This is a genomic window from Streptomyces sp. NPDC030838 (assembly GCF_055572035.1).
In genome coordinates this window covers 208,460-224,510 of record NZ_JBVIED010000011.1, presented here as the reverse complement: position 1 = coordinate 224,510, position 16,051 = coordinate 208,460, and the positions used below count along the sequence as shown (strand labels likewise).

General features: G+C 69.1%; 11 protein-coding genes and 2 pseudogenes. 2 read left to right on the top strand and 11 right to left on the bottom strand.

All coding sequences use genetic code 11. The features are described 5' to 3' along the window. Window positions 1-12: 12 nt before the first annotated feature. From ACZ42A_RS26745 to ACZ42A_RS26725, 5 genes are all read right to left on the bottom strand, one after another. Window positions 13-2,451, bottom strand: a complete 2,439-nt coding sequence (locus ACZ42A_RS26745; protein WP_468529797.1) for a GcvT family protein — start codon at window positions 2,449-2,451, stop codon at window positions 13-15. Between the two features lie 181 nt (window positions 2,452-2,632). Continuing rightward, on the bottom strand, window positions 2,633-3,610 hold the full coding sequence (locus tag ACZ42A_RS26740; RefSeq protein WP_468529796.1) for an ABC transporter substrate-binding protein: 978 nt from the start codon (window positions 3,608-3,610) through the stop codon (window positions 2,633-2,635). A 12-nt stretch (window positions 3,611-3,622) separates the two neighbouring features. Beyond that, window positions 3,623-5,623: an ABC transporter permease gene (locus ACZ42A_RS26735; protein ID WP_468529795.1), complete on the bottom strand. Its 2,001-nt coding sequence runs from the start codon at window positions 5,621-5,623 to the stop codon at window positions 3,623-3,625. Beyond that, window positions 5,623-6,708: a quaternary amine ABC transporter ATP-binding protein gene (locus ACZ42A_RS26730; protein WP_468529794.1), complete on the bottom strand. Its 1,086-nt coding sequence runs from the start codon at window positions 6,706-6,708 to the stop codon at window positions 5,623-5,625. Before ACZ42A_RS26730 ends, ACZ42A_RS26735 begins: the two co-directional genes overlap by 1 nt. 20 nt (window positions 6,709-6,728) lie before the next feature. Continuing rightward, complete coding sequence (locus ACZ42A_RS26725; RefSeq protein WP_468529793.1) at window positions 6,729-8,198, bottom strand: aldehyde dehydrogenase family protein; 1,470 nt, start codon at window positions 8,196-8,198, stop codon at window positions 6,729-6,731. A 216-nt stretch (window positions 8,199-8,414) separates the two neighbouring features. Here ACZ42A_RS26725 and ACZ42A_RS26720 point away from each other — a divergent pair. Beyond that, window positions 8,415-9,095 (top strand): annotated as a pseudogene (locus ACZ42A_RS26720) (formyltetrahydrofolate deformylase). Between the two features lie 76 nt (window positions 9,096-9,171). On the opposite strand, the pseudogene ACZ42A_RS26715 reads toward ACZ42A_RS26720, so the two are convergent. The 3 genes and pseudogenes from ACZ42A_RS26715 to betA form a co-directional block, all read right to left on the bottom strand. Further along, a pseudogene (locus tag ACZ42A_RS26715) lies at window positions 9,172-9,681 on the bottom strand (alpha/beta fold hydrolase). Between the two features lie 55 nt (window positions 9,682-9,736). After that, window positions 9,737-10,573: a methylenetetrahydrofolate reductase gene (locus ACZ42A_RS26710; protein ID WP_468529792.1), complete on the bottom strand. Its 837-nt coding sequence runs from the start codon at window positions 10,571-10,573 to the stop codon at window positions 9,737-9,739. Window positions 10,574-10,576: 3 nt separating this feature from the next. Further along, window positions 10,577-12,247: a choline dehydrogenase gene (gene betA, locus ACZ42A_RS26705; RefSeq protein ID WP_468529791.1), complete on the bottom strand. Its 1,671-nt coding sequence runs from the start codon at window positions 12,245-12,247 to the stop codon at window positions 10,577-10,579. A 202-nt stretch (window positions 12,248-12,449) separates the two neighbouring features. Here betA and ACZ42A_RS26700 point away from each other — a divergent pair, with 202 nt between their 5' ends. Continuing rightward, window positions 12,450-13,196 carry an IclR family transcriptional regulator gene (locus ACZ42A_RS26700; RefSeq protein WP_468529890.1) on the top strand — a complete coding sequence of 249 codons (747 nt, stop codon included), beginning with the start codon at window positions 12,450-12,452 and terminating at the stop codon, window positions 13,194-13,196. 12 nt (window positions 13,197-13,208) lie between these two features. Here ACZ42A_RS26700 and ACZ42A_RS26695 read toward each other — a convergent pair whose 3' ends face one another. From ACZ42A_RS26695 to ACZ42A_RS26685, 3 genes are all read right to left on the bottom strand, one after another. Further along, window positions 13,209-14,339, bottom strand: a complete 1,131-nt coding sequence (locus ACZ42A_RS26695) for an aromatic ring-hydroxylating oxygenase subunit alpha (protein WP_468529790.1) — start codon at window positions 14,337-14,339, stop codon at window positions 13,209-13,211. Window positions 14,340-14,488: 149 nt separating this feature from the next. Then, window positions 14,489-15,652: an NAD(P)/FAD-dependent oxidoreductase gene (locus ACZ42A_RS26690; protein WP_468529789.1), complete on the bottom strand. Its 1,164-nt coding sequence runs from the start codon at window positions 15,650-15,652 to the stop codon at window positions 14,489-14,491. Continuing rightward, window positions 15,649-16,011 (bottom strand): bifunctional 3-phenylpropionate/cinnamic acid dioxygenase ferredoxin subunit, encoded by a 363-nt coding sequence (locus ACZ42A_RS26685; protein WP_141315472.1) that lies wholly within the window; start codon window positions 16,009-16,011, stop codon window positions 15,649-15,651. Before ACZ42A_RS26685 ends, ACZ42A_RS26690 begins: the two co-directional genes overlap by 4 nt. Between the last annotated feature and the right edge of the window lie 40 nt (window positions 16,012-16,051).

Below are 16,051 nucleotides of genomic sequence, written 5' to 3'. Positions count from 1 at the left end.
GTCTTCCCTCGGTCAGCCACGGAGGCGGGACATGGTGGGGTCGAACAGGGGCTCCTCGGCGACGACGGCCTCGATGCGCTGGTCGAAGTAGCCGATCTGCAGGAGCGTGCCGGGGGTGGTCAGCTCGGCCGGGAGCCAGGCGTAGGCAATGCCCTTGTCGATGGTGTAGCCGTAGGCGGCGCTGGTGACGTAGCCGACCGCTCGGTCACCGTCGTACACCGGCTCCTTGCCCAGGACGACCGCATGCGGGTCGTCGATGGTGAGGCAGGTCAGCCTGCGCCGTACGTTCTCCTTGCGGCGCTCCAGTGCGGCCTTGCCGATGAAGTCGTCCTTGTCGAGCTTGACGGCGAAGCCGACGCCCGCCTCGTAGGGGTCGTGCTCGTAGGTCATGTCGGTGCCGAAGGAGCGGTACCCCTTCTCCAGGCGGAGGCTGTTGAAGGCGCCGCGGCCGGCGATGACGCCGCCGAGGGGCCCCGCCGCCTGCCACAGGGTGTCCCACAGCTTCTGGCCCTGGTCGGCGGTGGTGTACAGCTCCCAGCCGAGTTCACCGACGTACGACAGCCGCATCGCGGTCACCGGGACGCTGCCGATGTAGGCGCGCTTGGCGCGGAAGTACTTCAGGCCGTCGTTGGAGAAGTCCTCGTCCGTCAGGGGCTGCAGGACCTTGCGGGCCAGCGGGCCCCACAGGCCGATGCAGCAGGTGCCCGGCGTGATGTCGCGGATCTGGACCGTGCCGTCGGCGGGGAGGTGGCGGCTGAACCAGTCGAGGTCGAGGTTGCCGTTGGCGCCGACCTGGAAGAGGTCGCGGGCGAGGCGGGCGACGGTGATGTCGCTGCGGATGCCGCCGTCGTGGTCGAGGAGCAGGGTGTATGTCACCGAGCCGACGGACTTGGCGACCTTGCCGGTGCACAGCCGCTCCAGGAACTCGGCGGAGCCGGGGCCGCTCACCTCCAGGCGCTTGAGGGCCGTCATGTCGTACATCGCGACGGTCTCGCGGGTGGCCTGCGCCTCGGCGCCGACGATGGGCGACCAGAACTGGGCGGCCCAGTCGTTGGGGGTGGGGATGGAACGGCCCTCGACCAGCTTCGCGTTGGCCTCGTACCACTGCGGGCGCTCCCAGCCGTTCGCCTCCAGGAAGAAGGCGCCGTGCTCCTGCTGGCGGGCGTGGAAGGGGCTGGTGCGGATCGGGCGCGGGTCGCCGGACGGCTGGAGGGGGTGGAGGATGTCGTAGACCTCGACGAAGTTCTGGCAGTCGCGGGCCAGGACGTACTCCGGGGACAGCTGGTGCGGCTCGAAGCGGTTGACGTCGCACTCGTGCAGGTCGAAGGACGAGCAGTGGCCGTCGACCAGCCATTCGGCCATCGCCCGGCCGACGCCCGCGGAGTGGGTGACCCACACGGCCTCGGCGACCCAGAAGCCCTTGACGTCCGGGGACTCGCCCAGCAGGGGGAAGTTGTCGGTGGTGAAGGAGAACAGTCCGTTGATGCCCTCCTCGACCTTCGCCTCCTTGGTGGCGGGGAGGAGGGACTGGGTCTCGGTCCAGGCGTCCTCGAAGTCCTCCTCGGTGAACTTCAGGACCGAGGGCATCTCGTCGGCCTCGTCCACGGAGAGGATGTCGTCGGCGGAGATCGGCATCGGGCGGTGGCCGTAGTAGCCGATGCCCAGGCCGTCGAAGCGGTCGCGGTAGTAGAGGTCGGCGTCCTGGTGGCGCAGGATCGGGCGGACCGCCTCCTCGGTCTGGCCGGCGAGCGCCGGGATCGGGCCGGTCCAGGCGAGCTGGTGGGCGAGCGGCGTGAGCGGGAGGTTCATGCCGACCATGCGGGCGATCTTCGGGCCCCAGATGCCGGCGCAGCACACGACGATGTCGGCTTCCAGATCGCCCTGGTCGGTGCGGACACCCGTCACCTCGCCGTCGGCCTGCAGCACGTCGAGGACCTCGTGGCGGGCCAGGAAGCGCACGCCGCGCTCGGTGGCCCGGCGGATCTGGGCCTCGACGGCGAGGACGGCCTTGGCGAGGCCGTCGGTCGGGACGAGGAGGCCGCCGAGGACCTTGTCGCGGTCGACCAGCGGGTGCTGTTCCACGCACTCGTCGGCGGTCAGGATCCGGGACTCGATGCCCCAGGCGGTGATCCAGCCGTGGCGGCGGTGCAGTTCCGCGAGGCGCTCCGGCGTGGTCGCCACTTCGAGGCCGCCGACCTGGAGGAAGCAGGGCTTGCCGTCGACGTCGAGGGAGCAGAACTTCTCGACCGTGTAGCGGGCCAGCTCGGTCATGGTCTTCGAGGAGTTGGTCTGGAAGACCAGGCCGGGGGCGTGCGAGGTCGAACCCCCGGTGGCCGGGAGCGGCCCCTGGTCGACCACGGTCACCTCGGTCCAGCCCCGCGCCGAGATCTCGTCCGCGAGCGCCGCGCCGACGACTCCCGCTCCGATGATGACCACACGCGGTCCCGCCATCGCCGCACCTCCGATTGAGTTGCTTTGTGCGCAACGTGATTCAGGTTGCGCAACTCAATGTGCCTGCCGTGCAGGTGGGTGTCAAGAGGTCCGGTGACGTCGGAGAACGGCTCGGAAAACAGGAATGCCCGGTGGGCGGTGCGCGTCCGTACGCACCACCCACCGGGCATCCGTGAAGGGCCTACTTGATCCAGGCCTCCACCTTGTCGCGGTTGGCCTCGACCCACTTCTCGGCCGCCGCCTCGGGGGTCATCTTGTCCACCGCGATGTACTTGGCCACGATGTTCTGGTCGTCGTTGGTCCAGGTGAAGTTCTTCACCAGGTCATAGGCCGGGCTGCCCGACTCGGCGAACTTCTTGCTGACGATCTTGTCCAGCTTGTACACGGGGTAGTCGCAGTCGACCTTCTCCGCGTCGGCGTCGCAGCCCGCCTTGTACTCGGGGAGCTTGACCTTCTTCAGCGGCACCTCGGATATGAACCACTGCGGCTCGTAGAAGTAGCCGATCACCCATTCCTTGTTCTTCTCCGCCTTGCGGAAGGCCTGGATGAGGGCGGTCTCGCTGCCGGCGTACACCACCTTGTAGTTCAGCTTCAGGTTCTTGACCAAGGCCTCGTCGTTGGTGACGAACGACGGGTCGCCGTCGAGGAGTTGGCCCTTGCCGCCGGACTCGGAGGTCTTGAACTCGGCCGCGTACTTGTTGAGGTTGTTCCAGTCGAGGATGTCCGGGTGCTCCTTGGCCAGCCACGGCGGCACGTACCAGCCGATGAGGCCTTCGTTGCCGGTCGGGCCGGCGTCGACGGCGGTCTTCTGGTCGGTGATGTACTTCTTCTTCAGGTCGTCGTGGCCCCAGTTCTCGACGACGGCGTCGACCTCGCCCGTCCCGAAGCCCTGCCAGGCGATCTCTTCCTTGAGGTCCTTCTTGGTGACCTTGCAGCCGAGGTCGTGCTCCGCGACGTAGGCGATGACCGCCGCGTTGGCCTCGTACCCCACCCACGGGTTGACCGCGAGGTTGAAGGTGCCGCACGTGCCGGAGCTGCCCGAGCCGCCGGCGTCCGAGGAGCTGTCACCGACCTTCGCACCGCCGCAGGCGGTGAGGGTGAGGCCGAGGACCGCTATGCCGACCGCGCCGACTCTCCACTGTCTTGCTTGCCTTGCCATGGTCAGTGCTCCTTACGCGCTGGTACGGCGCGCCGCTGCCTGAGTGATCCGGTCGAACATGACTCCGAGAAGGACGATGGCCAGCCCCGCGGCGAGCCCCTTCCCGTACAGCTGTCCCTGCGAGAAACCGGCCACGACGTCGTAGCCGAGGGCGCCCGCGCCTACGAGGCCGCCCACCACAACCATCGACAGCACATAGATCAGGCCCTGGTTGGTGGCGAGAGTCAGGGCGCCGCGTGCCATCGGCAGTTGGACCTTGGTGATGATCTGCCAGGTGTTGCACCCGGCGGAGGTGGCCGCCTCCACGGTGGTGGCGGGCACGTTCCGTACGCCGTCCGCGATGATCTTCATGGCAACGGGGGCCGCGTAGACGACGGCGGCGACGATCGCCGTGAAGCGGGTCGCCCCGAACAACGCGAGGAACGGTACGAGGTAGACGAACGGCGGCATGACCTGGGCCGCGTCCAGGGAAGGGCGCAGGACCCGGTCCACGAGCGCGCTGCGTCCCATCCACACCCCGAAGACGATGCCGAGCAGCATCACCAGCACCGTGGCGACGACGGTCGACGCCAGCGTCGTCATGCTGTCCGACCACACCCCGGTGCCGACCAGCAGGCCCACGCACACGGCCGTGGTGAGACCGGCGCGCCGGCCGCCGAGGACGACGCCCAGCGCGATCAGGGCGGCGCCGACGAGCCACCACGGGGAGTCGGTGAGCAGGGTCTGGAACGGGTTGAGCAGACCGTTGGTGAGGGCGTCGCGGAAGGCGTTGGTGATGCCCGACAGGTTGTCCTGCGCCCAGGTGGTCACGGTGTCGGCGCTGCGCGAGATGGCACTGCCGGTGCCGCCCTCGCCGGGGAACTCCGCCGCCCATACATAGGTGTGGGACAGGTAGATCAGGACCGCCGTGACGGCCGCACCTGCGCCCAGCAGCGGACGCCGCCATGCCTGGAAACGGTTCTTCGAACGCCGGGCCGCCTCCTCGCGTCCGCTCGCCGCGGTGGTGACGCGGTCCAGCACGATGGCCATGACGACGATGGCCAGACCCGCGTTGAAGGCGGTGCCGACATCGAGGGACTGCAGCGCCTGGACGACCGTCTTGCCGAGGCCGGGCGCGTCGATGAGGGCGGCGATGGTCACCATGGCGAGGGCGGCCATGATGGTCTGGTTCACGCCCATCACCACGGTCCGCTTGGACATCGGCAGCAGCACCTTCGTCAGGGTCTGCCGTCGGGTGGCGCCCAGGGAGTCGGCCGCCTCGACCGTGGTCTTCGGTACGGAGCGGATGGCGTGCGCGGTGATGCGGATCGCGGGCGGTGCCGCGTAGATCAGCGTGGCGATGGTGGCGGAGGCCGGGCCGATGAGGAAGAACAGGGTCAGCGGGGCCAGATAGACGAAGGTCGGCATCGTCTGCATGAAGTCCAGGAAGGGCGTGACGATCCGGTTGAACCGGTCGGACAGCCCCGCCCACACGCCCAGCGGGATCGCGAACAGCAGTGCCACGAAGACGGCGGAGACGGTGAGCGCCAGGGTGTCCATGCTCTCCTGCCACAGGCCCTGCAGGCCCAGGAAGGTGAAGCCGGCCACCGCCAGCAGCGCGACCCGCCAGTTGCCCACGGCCCAGGAGACATAGCCGGCGATGCCGACGACACCGAGCCAGCCGATCTGCGGGACGGGGCGGTCGGCGGACGGCTGTGAGATCAGCTCCTGTACGAAGGTCACCAGGGTGTCGATGACCAGGCGGATCTCGTTGAAGAAGTACAGGAAGAGGGGGTTGGAGTTGCGGTTCGCGCCGATCGAGTCGTTGACGTCGTTGAACCACCGGTGCAGATCGGTGAGATCGGCCGCTGCCAGGGCGAGGGTCTGCTTGCCGCGCAGTACGGCGAACAGCACCAGCCAGACGACCAGGATGGCGCCGACCACCATGGACCGGCTGACCTTGCGCCTCTCTTTGACAGGAGCGGCCGGCTCGACTGTCCGCGTCTTCTCGGGTTTCTCGATGGCGACGGTCATCACGCGCCGCCTTCCTGCCCGGCGACCACCGCGAGGATCTCCTCGTCGCCGACGATGCCGAGGAGCTTGCCGTCCTCGACGACCTTGACCGGCCTGTCGGCCGCGAGCACCGCCCGGGTGGCCTCCTTCACCACGACGTCCGGGCCCAGCTCGGGACCGTCCAGAGCGTCGCCGTCCGCCGGCGGGCGCATGATCCACCGCAGCGTCAGTACGTCGCCGCGCGGCACGTCCTTGACGAACTCGCGTACGTAGTCGTCCGCCGGGGCGCCCACCAGCTCATCGCCGGTGCCGCACTGGACCATCTTGCCGTCGCGCATGATGAGGATGCGGTCGCCCAGCTTCAGGGCCTCGGAGAGGTCGTGGGTGATGAACACCATCGTCTTGCCGACCTCGTGGTGCAGACGGATGACCTCGTTCTGCATGTCACGGCGGATCAGCGGGTCGAGCGCCGAGAACGGCTCGTCGAAGAAGAGCACGTCGGGATCACCGGCCAGCGCACGGGCCAGGCCCACACGCTGCTGCATACCGCCGGACAGCTGGTCGGGGTAGGAGTTCTCGTAGCCCGCGAGGCCGACCAGCTCGACGACCTCCTGGGCCCGCCTGGTGCGCTCGGCCCTGCCCATGCCCCGGATCTCCAGACCGAACGCCACGTTGTCCACGACGCGGCGGTGGGGCAGCAGACCGAAGTGCTGGAAGACCATGGAGAACTTGCGGCGCCGCAGATCGCGCAGGCGCTTGTCGTCCGCCTGACGGATGTCCTCGCCCTCGAAGACGACCTCACCGGCGGTGGGTTCGATCAGCCGGGTCAGACATCGCACCAGCGTGGACTTGCCCGAACCGGACAGGCCCATCACGACGAAGACCTCGCCGGGCGAGACGTCGAAGTGGACGTCGCGTACGGCCGCGGTGCATCCGGTGCGATCCATGAGTTCGCGTCGGGTGAGCCCGCACAGCTCCTCGGAGTCCGGCACCTGGTCGGCCTTCGGCCCGAACACCTTCCACAGCCGGCGCACGGAGATGACCGGGGTGGAGCCCGAGTCCTGGGGCGTGCCGCGCCGCTGCGGCACCTCGGTCTGTGTGGTCACGTTCGACCTTCTTTCGGCGTTCAGCCGCGGAACCAGTGCTGCGGCCGGGGTTGGATGTTCTGCCAGATGTGTTTGGGCTCGCGGTACTCGTTCAGGCCGGTCGGTCCCAGCTCCCGGCCCACGCCCGAGTGTCCGAAGCCACCCCATTCCGCTTGCGGCACATAGGGGTGGTAGTCGTTGATCCACACCGTGCCGTGGCGCAACCGCCGGGCGACCCGCTGGGCCTTGCCGGCGTCCTGCGTCCACACGGCTCCGGCGAGTCCGTACGCGGTGTCGTTGGCGATGCGTACGGCGTCGTCCTCGTCGGTGAAGCGCTCGACCGTGAGGACGGGCCCGAAGGACTCCTCGTGCACGACGCGCATGTCCTGCCGGCACTCGTCGAGCACGGTCGGCGGGTAGTAGTGGCCGTTCGCCAGCGCGGGGTCGTCGGGCCGTGCGCCGCCGCAGCGCAGTACGGCGCCTTCGGCGAGGCCGGCCGCGACGTACGCCTCGACCTTCTCCAAGTGCTGTGCGGAGATCAGCGCTCCGGTCTCGGCCTCGGGGTCGAAGGGGCCGCCGAGGCGGATCCGCCGGGCCCGGCGGACGACCTCGTCGACGAAGCGGTCGTGCAGGGAGTCCTCGACGATCAGCCGGGCTCCGGCCGAGCAGACCTGCCCCGAGTGCAGGAAGACGGCCGTGAGGGCGAAGTCCACGGCCGTCTCGAAATCGGCGTCGGCGAAGACGACGTTGGGGTTCTTGCCGCCGAGCTCCAGCGCGACCTTCTTCACGGTCGCGGCGGCGGTGGCCATGATGCGCTTGCCTGTCTCCAGGCCGCCGGTGAAGGAGACCATGTCGACGGCCGGGTCCTCGGAGAGCGGTGCGCCCACCTCGGGTCCCGTGCCCAGGACGAGATTGGCGGCGCCGGCCGGGAGCCCTGCCTCCTCCAGTGCCTTCATCAGCAGGATCGAGGTGGAGGGGGTGAGTTCGCTGGGCTTGAGGACGATCGTGTTTCCGGCGAGGAGCGCCGGGGCTACCTTCCAACTGGCCTGCAACAGCGGGTAGTTCCAGGGGGTGATGAGCCCGCACACGCCGACCGGCTCGTACCCGACGCGGCTGACGGCGTCATCGCGGCCGGTGTCGATCACTCGGCCGGCGTCGGTGGCCGCGAGGCCGCCGTAGTAGCGGAAGCAGGAGACGGCATCGGCGATGTCGTACTCGCTCTCCACCAGCCGCTTGCCGGTGTCCAGGGACTCGGCGCGGGCGAACTCCTTGGCGTCGCGCTCGATGAGGTCGGCCGCGCGCAGCAGCAGCGCGCCGCGCTCCCGCTCGGAGGTGCTCGGCCAGGGCCCCTCGTCGAAGGCGCGGCGGGCCGCGGCGATCGCCGCCTCGGTGTCGGGGCGTGTCGCCTCCGAGACGGTCGCCGCGAGCGTGCCGTCTGCGGGACATCGGATCTCCCGGTGTCCACCGGCCACCGGGTCCCGCCATTCGCCATCCACGTACAGGTCTGCCACGCGCCGAGCCTTTCAACCGAAATTCGTTGCGCATCGTGCACCCGATTGCTTGTGGTGGAACACCCTGGCGAATGTCCAGACAGACGTCAAGAGGTTGGCCGATGACGATTTGACCATGCGATCACTTACCCGGCCGCCCTTGACCGCAAGCGACACCGCGCCGACCTTGTTGCGCATTGCCCACCATGTTGTGTATTACGCACCGACGGAGGCCGCATATGCCCCCGACCGCAACCTGGCCGTGAGTACGTCCTCCCTGGAAAGCCAGCAGTTCGACGACCGACTCCAGGGCCGCTTCTTCATGAGGGTCCATTTCGACGTTTCCGATCCGAACGCCGGTCTGGAACAACTGCGTTACCGGTTCGGTCCGGTGGCCCAGGCCTACGGCATCTCCTGGAGCCTGCGCGACGCCGCCACGCCGACCCGGACGCTGATCATGGTGTCCAAGTTCGGCCACTGCCTGAACGACCTGCTCTTCCGCCGGCGCACCGGCGCCCTCAACATCGAGATCCCCGCGATCGTCTCCAACCACCGGGACTTCGAAGGGCTCGCGGAGACGTACGGCATCCCCTTCCACCACGTCCCGGTGACCAGGGACACCACCATCAACATCCACCACTCTTCCTCCCGAGTTGCAAGGGCGCGCGCCCCTACGAGCAGGCCCGTCGGCGCGGAGTGAAGCTCGTCGGCGCGACGGCGCACTATGTGACGCCGGACCTGGACGAGGGCCAGATCATCGAGCAGGACGTGGTCAGGGTGGACCACTCCCTCGACCACCCCGGCGACCTGGTCACGGTCGGGCGGGACGTGGAGGCACAGGTGCTCGCGCACGCGGCGAAGTGGCACAGCGAGAGCCGCGTGATGGTGGACGGCAACCGCACGGTGGTCTTCCGCTGAGCAGCACGCACCAGGGACGGGACCAGGTTCCGGTCCCGCCCTTGTCGTATACGGCTACGGGCGCGCTGTGCCCCGGTCACGACTCCTGCCGGAGGAAGGCGATGAGCGCGGCCGTGAACTCCGCAGGAGCGTCCTCCTGGACGCGGTGGCCCGCGCCGGGGATCGGTTCGAACCAGGCGCCGGGGACGAGAGCGGCGAGCTCGCGTCCCTTCGCCACCGGGATCCAGATGTCGTCCTCGCCCCAGCAGGCAAGCGCGGGAATGCCGATGTCGCCGTATCGGCCCCGGATCTCGTCGGTATGGCGCTGGTCGGCCTGGGCGATCTGCCGGTGGAAGGCCACCTGGCCGGGTCCGTCCATCAGCCACGAAGGCGCCGCAGTCGTGGGCGACCACGAGCGGTTCCTCCAGTCCCCAGTGACTTGGAAGCTCGGTGAAGACGCGGCCCTGGGCGGCCAGGGACACATCCTGTCCCGCGGCCTTCCCGGAGGTTCCGTAGCCCGGCATGTCCCAGACGAACACCGATGGTGGCGGGTGAGCGAGCGGGCGACGGCACGCCAGACGTACGACGAGAAGGGCGTGCCGTGCAGCAGGACGACCGGCGGCAGGCCGCCAGTCGGTGTCCGCTGCCATCCTTCTCCCGGTTCAGCCGCCCAGCCGGTCCAGCAGCGCGCGGCGCCACCGCTCCGTTTCGGCGATCTGGTTGAACGTGAACAGATGCAGACCGGCCACCCCCGCCGAGGGTGCGGTGAGGGCCTCCTCCGTGCGGGACAGCAGCCGCTCGGGGGCATACCCCCCGGGGGCCGCGAAACGCACGAACCACGAAGCGTGCTTCGTCAGGAAGCGCGTCGACTCCCCCACCCCGATCTTCGTGGCCATCGCCAGCAGCTTCGCCCGCTGCACGGGCCCGGCGACACCGACGTACAGAGGCAGGGTGACGTCCCGGCGCCGTACACGCACGATCCATTCCCTCAGCACCCGTGGGTCGAAGCAGAGGTTGCTCACGAGGTACGTAGCGTGCTCGCGCTTGTCCCACATCGCCTGGATGGTGACGTCGTCGTGGATGAGGGGATGGCTCTCGGGGTAGCCGGTGACGCCGACGTGAGCGAAGGGCCTGCCCAGCTCGCTCAGCCGGCGTAGCACCGGCAGTGCTCCGTCGTAGGTGCCGGCCGGCGGGTCCGCGTCGCCCGCCGGCACGAAGACGTCGTCCACGCCGACCTCGCGGAGACGGTCGACGACCTCCTTCACATGCCCGTCGTCCCGCAGCAGCCGTGCCGGCACGTGCGGGACGACCCGGTAGCCGTGCGCGGCAAGCCGAGCGGCGAGGTCGAGGGTCGGTTCCAGGCCCTTGACCGGCGACGCGGTCACGGTGACGACGACGTCGCGCGGGACATGGGAGAGGACCTTGTCCTCGGTCGCCTTCGCGGGCAGTACCTCATAGCGGACGCTGTGCAGCAGCGCCCGGAGCCCTGCGGTGCCCAACGTCTACCCCGTCTGCTTCTGGGCGTCGCGGTGGCGGTAGTACGCAGCCTTCGACGGCTCCAGCGGCTGCTTGCCGAGGATCAGGTCGGCGGCCTTCTCGGCGATCATCATCACCGGGGCGTAGATGTTGCCGTTGGTGACGTAGGGCATCACCGACGCGTCCACCACCCGCAGGCCCTCCACGCCGTGCACCCGCATGCTCGTCGGGTCGACGACGGACATCTCGTCTGTGCCCATCTTGCAGGTGCAGGACGGGTGCAGGGCGGTCTCGCCCTCCTTCGCCACCCAGGCGAGGATCTCCTCGTCCGTCTCCACCGACGGTCCCGGTGAGACCTCTCCGCCGTTGTACGGGGCGAGTGCGGGCTGGTTGAGGAGCTTGCGGGCGACGCGGATCGCCTCGACCCACTCGCGGCGGTCCTGCTCGGTGGAGAGGTAGTTGAAGCGCAGGGCCGGGTGCTCGCGCGGGTCCTTGCTCTTGATCTTCACCGAGCCGATGGCGTCGGAGTACATGGGTCCGACGTGCACCTGGTAGCCGTGGTCGCCGGCGGGTGACGAGCCGTCGTAGCGGACCGCGACCGGCAGGAAGTGGAACATCAGGTTGGGGTAGTCGACGTCCTCGTTGCTGCGGGCGAAGCCGCCTGCCTCGAAGTGGTTGGTGGCCGCCGGGCCCTTCCTGAACAGCCACTGCAGGCCGATGAAGGGGGCGCGCCACTTCGCCATGTACGGCTGCATGGAGACGGGCTGCTTGCAGGCGTACTGGACGTAGACCTCCAGGTGGTCCTGCATGTTCTCGCCGACGCCCGGGAGGTCGTGGACGACGTCGATGCCGAGGGCGCGCAGTTCCTCGGCGTTGCCGACGCCGGAGAGCTGGAGCAGCTGCGGGGAGTTGATGGCGCCGCCGCAGAGGATGACTTCCCTGGCGCGGACCTGCTGGCGCGCTCCCCGGCCGCGCTGGAACTCGACGCCGACGGCGCGCTTGCCCTCGAAGAGGACGCGGGTGACGAGGGCGCGGGTCTTGACGGTGAGGTTCGGCCGCTTCATTGCGGGCTTGAGGTACGCCTTCGAGGCCGACAGGCGACGTCCGCGATGGACATTTCGGTCGAACTTGGCGAAACCCTCTTGTCGATAGCCGTTGACGTCCTCAGTCGGCGCATAGCCCGCCTCCTGTGTCGCTTTGAGGAAGGCACCGAAGAGGGGGTTGGTCGCCGGGCCGCGCTCCAGGACGAGGGGGCCGTCGTGGCCGCGGAACTCGTCGTCCGGGTCGGCCGCCAGACAGTTCTCCATCCGCCGGAAGTACGGCAGACAGTGGGCGTAGTCCCAGGTCTCCATACCCGGGTCTGCCGCCCAGCGCTCGTAGTCCATGGGGTTGCCGCGCTGGAAGATCATGCCGTTGATGCTGCTGGAGCCGCCCAGCACCTTGCCGCGCGCGTGGTAGATGCGCCGGCCGCCCATGTGGGGCTCGGGCTCGGACTCGTACTTCCAGTCGTAGAACCGGCTGCCGATCGGGTAGGTCAGCGCCGCGGGCATGTGGATGAACACATCCCACGGGTAGTCCGACCGGCCCGCCTCCAGGACCAGCACCCGGTTGGCCGGGTCGGCGGAGAGTCTGTTCGCCAGCGCACTGCCGGCCGAACCGCCTCCGACGATGACGAAGTCGTACTGCACAGGAGCCATGGTGCCTCGTCTCGCTCGCGCCGTAGATATGCGAGGCATGCTAAACCCGGTCGCGTCATGCGCACCAGGTTGCGGAACGCGCAACTTCCAACATCTTGGTTTCAGTCCTGTTACTTGCAGGGGCGTTGTTTACTACGCGTATAGTTTTACTGTGAGCAACTACAGCCCTGATACAGAAACGTCGAATTCGCAGGCAGGCGGCGTGCAGTCGGTCGACCGCGCCATCAGCGTCCTGGAGATCCTCGCCCAGCGTGGCGAGGCGGGCGTCAGCGAGGTGGCTGGTGAGATCGATGTGCACAAGTCCACCGCCTTCCGCCTGCTCGGCGCCCTGGAGGCGCGCGGTCTGGTGGAGCAGGCCGGCGAGCGCGGCAAGTACCGGCTCGGCTTCGGCATCGTCCGTCTGGCAGGCGCGGTCACCGGCCGTATCGACATCACCCAGCAGGGCCGCCCGGTCTGCGAACGCCTCGCCGAGGAGATCGGCGAAACGGTGAACATCGCCGTCATGCAGGAGCACTACGCGATCAACCTGTACCAGGTGCGCGGCCCGGGCGCGGTCACCGCGCACAACTGGGTCGGCCAGCTCACCCCGCTCCACGCCACGTCGAGCGGCAAGATCCTGCTGGCCCACATGCCCGCGAAGGAGCGCGCCGCGCTGCTGTCGGCCGCCGGCATGAAGAAGGTCACCCCGCACACCATCACCGCGAAGACGAAGCTGGAGAAGAACCTCGCCGAGGCGCGGGAGCGGGGGTACGCCTTCACCCTGGAGGAGCTGGAGATCGGTCTGCACGCCATGGCCGCGCCGGTCCGCAACCGGGACGGCGAGGTCATCGCGGCGCTGAGCGCGTCCGGGCCCTCCTACCGGTTCACCGAGGAGCGCCTGCACGAGCTCGCCCCGGTGCTGCTCAAGGGCGCCGAGGAGATCAGCCACCGGATGGGCTACCTGGGCTGAGTCACCGCCGGATCACCCCTGAGGGGTGCCCAGGCGCTCGTTCACCCAGTCGTGGAATGCGCCGATGTGGTGCTCGCTGGGCACCAGCACGCCACCCTTGGCGTACATGCGGGAGCTCATTCCGGGCTGCGTGCGCTCGCAGGCGTCGAAATCCTGCTGATTGACCCGGTGGAAGAGTTCCACGGAACGGCTGACGTCCTTGCCGCTCTCGACGACGTGCGGGAGGTAGAGCCAGTCGCACTCGACGATCGTGCGGTCCACGGACACCGGGTACATCCGGTGGAAGATCACGTGGTCGGGCACGAGATTGATGAACACCTGGGGCTTGACGGTGATCGCGTAGTAGCGGCGGTCCTGGTCCTCGGCGACGCCCGGGATGCGGTCCAGGCCCTCGGAGCCGTCGACGGTGAAGCCCTGGACGTCCTCGCCGAACTCGGCACCGTGGCCGACGTAGTACTGGGCGGCGTAACCGTCCGCGAACTCAGGAAGCACCTCGGTGAGTTCGGGGTGGATCGTGGCGCAGTGGTAGCACTCCATGAAGTTCTCGATGATGAGCTTCCAGTTCGCCTTTACGTCGTAGACGATCCGCCGGCCGACGGAGAGGTTCTCGATGTCGTAGCGTTCGATCGACTCGACGTCGCCGAGGCGGGCGACGACCTCACCGATGACGTCCTCCTCGAAGGAGGGCGGGTTCTCCGCGAGGCACACCCAGACATAGCCGAGCCACTCGCGCACGGCCACGCTCACCAGGCCGTACTCGGTACGGCCCACGTCGGGCATCTTGGTGAGGTTGGGCGCCGCGACGAGCTTGCCGTTCAGGTCGTACGTCCAGGCGTGGTACGGGCACTGGAAGGCCCGCTTGACCTCGCCGGTCTCCTCGGTGCAGAGCTTGGCGCCCCGGTGCCGGCACACATTGAAGTACGCGCGGATGCTGTTGTCCCGCGCCCGGGTCACGAGGATGCTCTCGCGGCCCACGTCGACGGTGCGGAAGGCACCGGGCTTCGCCAGCTCGGAGGCGCGCGCCACGCAGAACCACATGGTCTCGAATATGCGCTCCTGCTCCTGGGCGAAGATCCCCGGATCCGTGTAGGAGGAGCCGGGAAGAGTGGCGATCAGGCTGTCCGGCAGGCTGGTCGAGGTCACGGTGTACTCCTCGGGAGAACGTCGTGGAGGGGTCATTCACGCGCCGGGAAGAGCGACTCCGGACGGCGTTGTGCATGGGGCAACGCTGCGTGCTATACGCAACCGCAGCATGGGATGCCGCTGGGGCGGTGTCAAGATGCGGGGCGGCGTCAGGATGCGGTGGCGGCGAGTTGCTTGCGCCAGCGCGTGAACAGCCGCGGCTGGTTCATCCCGAGTACCGCGACCGGGTCCCCGGCCCGCCGGTAGACGGCCAGGACGTCGCGGTCGTCCGCGGCGCCGGCCTCGATGGTGACGCTGTCCGCGCCGGCCGCGTGACCGGCGAACTGGATCTTCACGCCGTACTGGTCGGACCAGAAGTACGGCGGCCGGGGCACACCCGGTTCGACCGCACCGCCCGCCAGCAGCGTGGCGATCGCGGCGTCGGGGCGCTCGCGCGCACCGGTCCAGTGCTCGACGCGGCGATGGTGGCCCGCGCGCGGGTCGTACCAGTTGGCGCAGTCGCCGACCGCGACCACGCCGGCCAGGCTGGTCCGGCCGTCCGCGCCGCACTTGACGCCGTTGTCGAGGGCGATGCCGGAGCCTTCCAGCCACTCGACGTTCGGGCGGGCGCCCACGCCGACGACGACGATGTCGGCGGGGATGCTGCGGCCGTCCTCCAGCAGGACGGCGTCGACGCGGGTCTCCCCGCTCAGCCCCTTGACGCCCACGCCGCACTCCAGCCGTACGCCGTGGTCGGCGTGGAGGGCGGAGACGACGGCGCCCATGGTCTCGCCGAGCGGTCCGGCGAGCGGTGTCGGGGCCGTCTCCACGACGGTCACGTCGAGTCCGAGGGCGTATGCGGTGGAGGCGACCTCGGCTCCGATGAAGCCTCCGCCGATCACCACCAGGCGTCCGCCGCGGGCCAGTTCGTCCCGCAGAGCGCGGGCGTCGTCCAGAGTGCGCAGCGTGTGCACTCCGGCCAGGCCCTCGGCCCCTGGGAGGGTGCGCGCCGCGGCGCCGGTCGCGATGACGACCCCGTCGGCCGGCACCTCCCGTCCGTCGCCGAGCCGGACGGCACGCCGCGCGTGGTCGAGTCCGGCGGCGCGGACGCCGAGCAGCCACTCCGCCCCGAGGTCCTCGTCGTCCGTCTCCAGGGCGAGTTCGGCCTCACCGAGAGTGCCGGACAGGAACTCCTTGGACAGCGGGGGCCTGTCGTACGGGCGGTGGAGCTCGTCTCCGATGAGGACGAGCCGCCCGTCGTAGCCCTGCTTCCGCAGCGAGCGCGCCGCCGACAGGCCCGCCAGTGAGGCGCCGACCACGGCGACGGTCCTCACGCGGGACCCCCGGCGAGCCGGGCCGAGATGCAGGGCGGCAGGTTGGGCGCGTCGGTGGACAGCCGGACGTAGATCATGCCGTCCTCGACGACGACCTCGTGCGTCCGCACCGGGAGCTTGGCCGGCGGGGCGTCCACCGCACCGGTCCTCAGGTCGAACTTCGAAGCATGCAGCGGGCATTCCACCTCGCAGCCCTCCAGCCAGCCGTCGGCGAGCGACGCGTCCTGGTGGGTGCACGTGTCGTCGATGGCGAAGAGCTCGCCGTCGTCGGTGTGGAACACCGAGACCGGCGGATCGATGTCGAGCCGGTGGGCCTCGCCTCGGGGTAGATCCTCGAGACGGCACGCGGGAATCATCATGACACCTCGGTGCGTATAACGAAACGGATTGCGGTAAGCG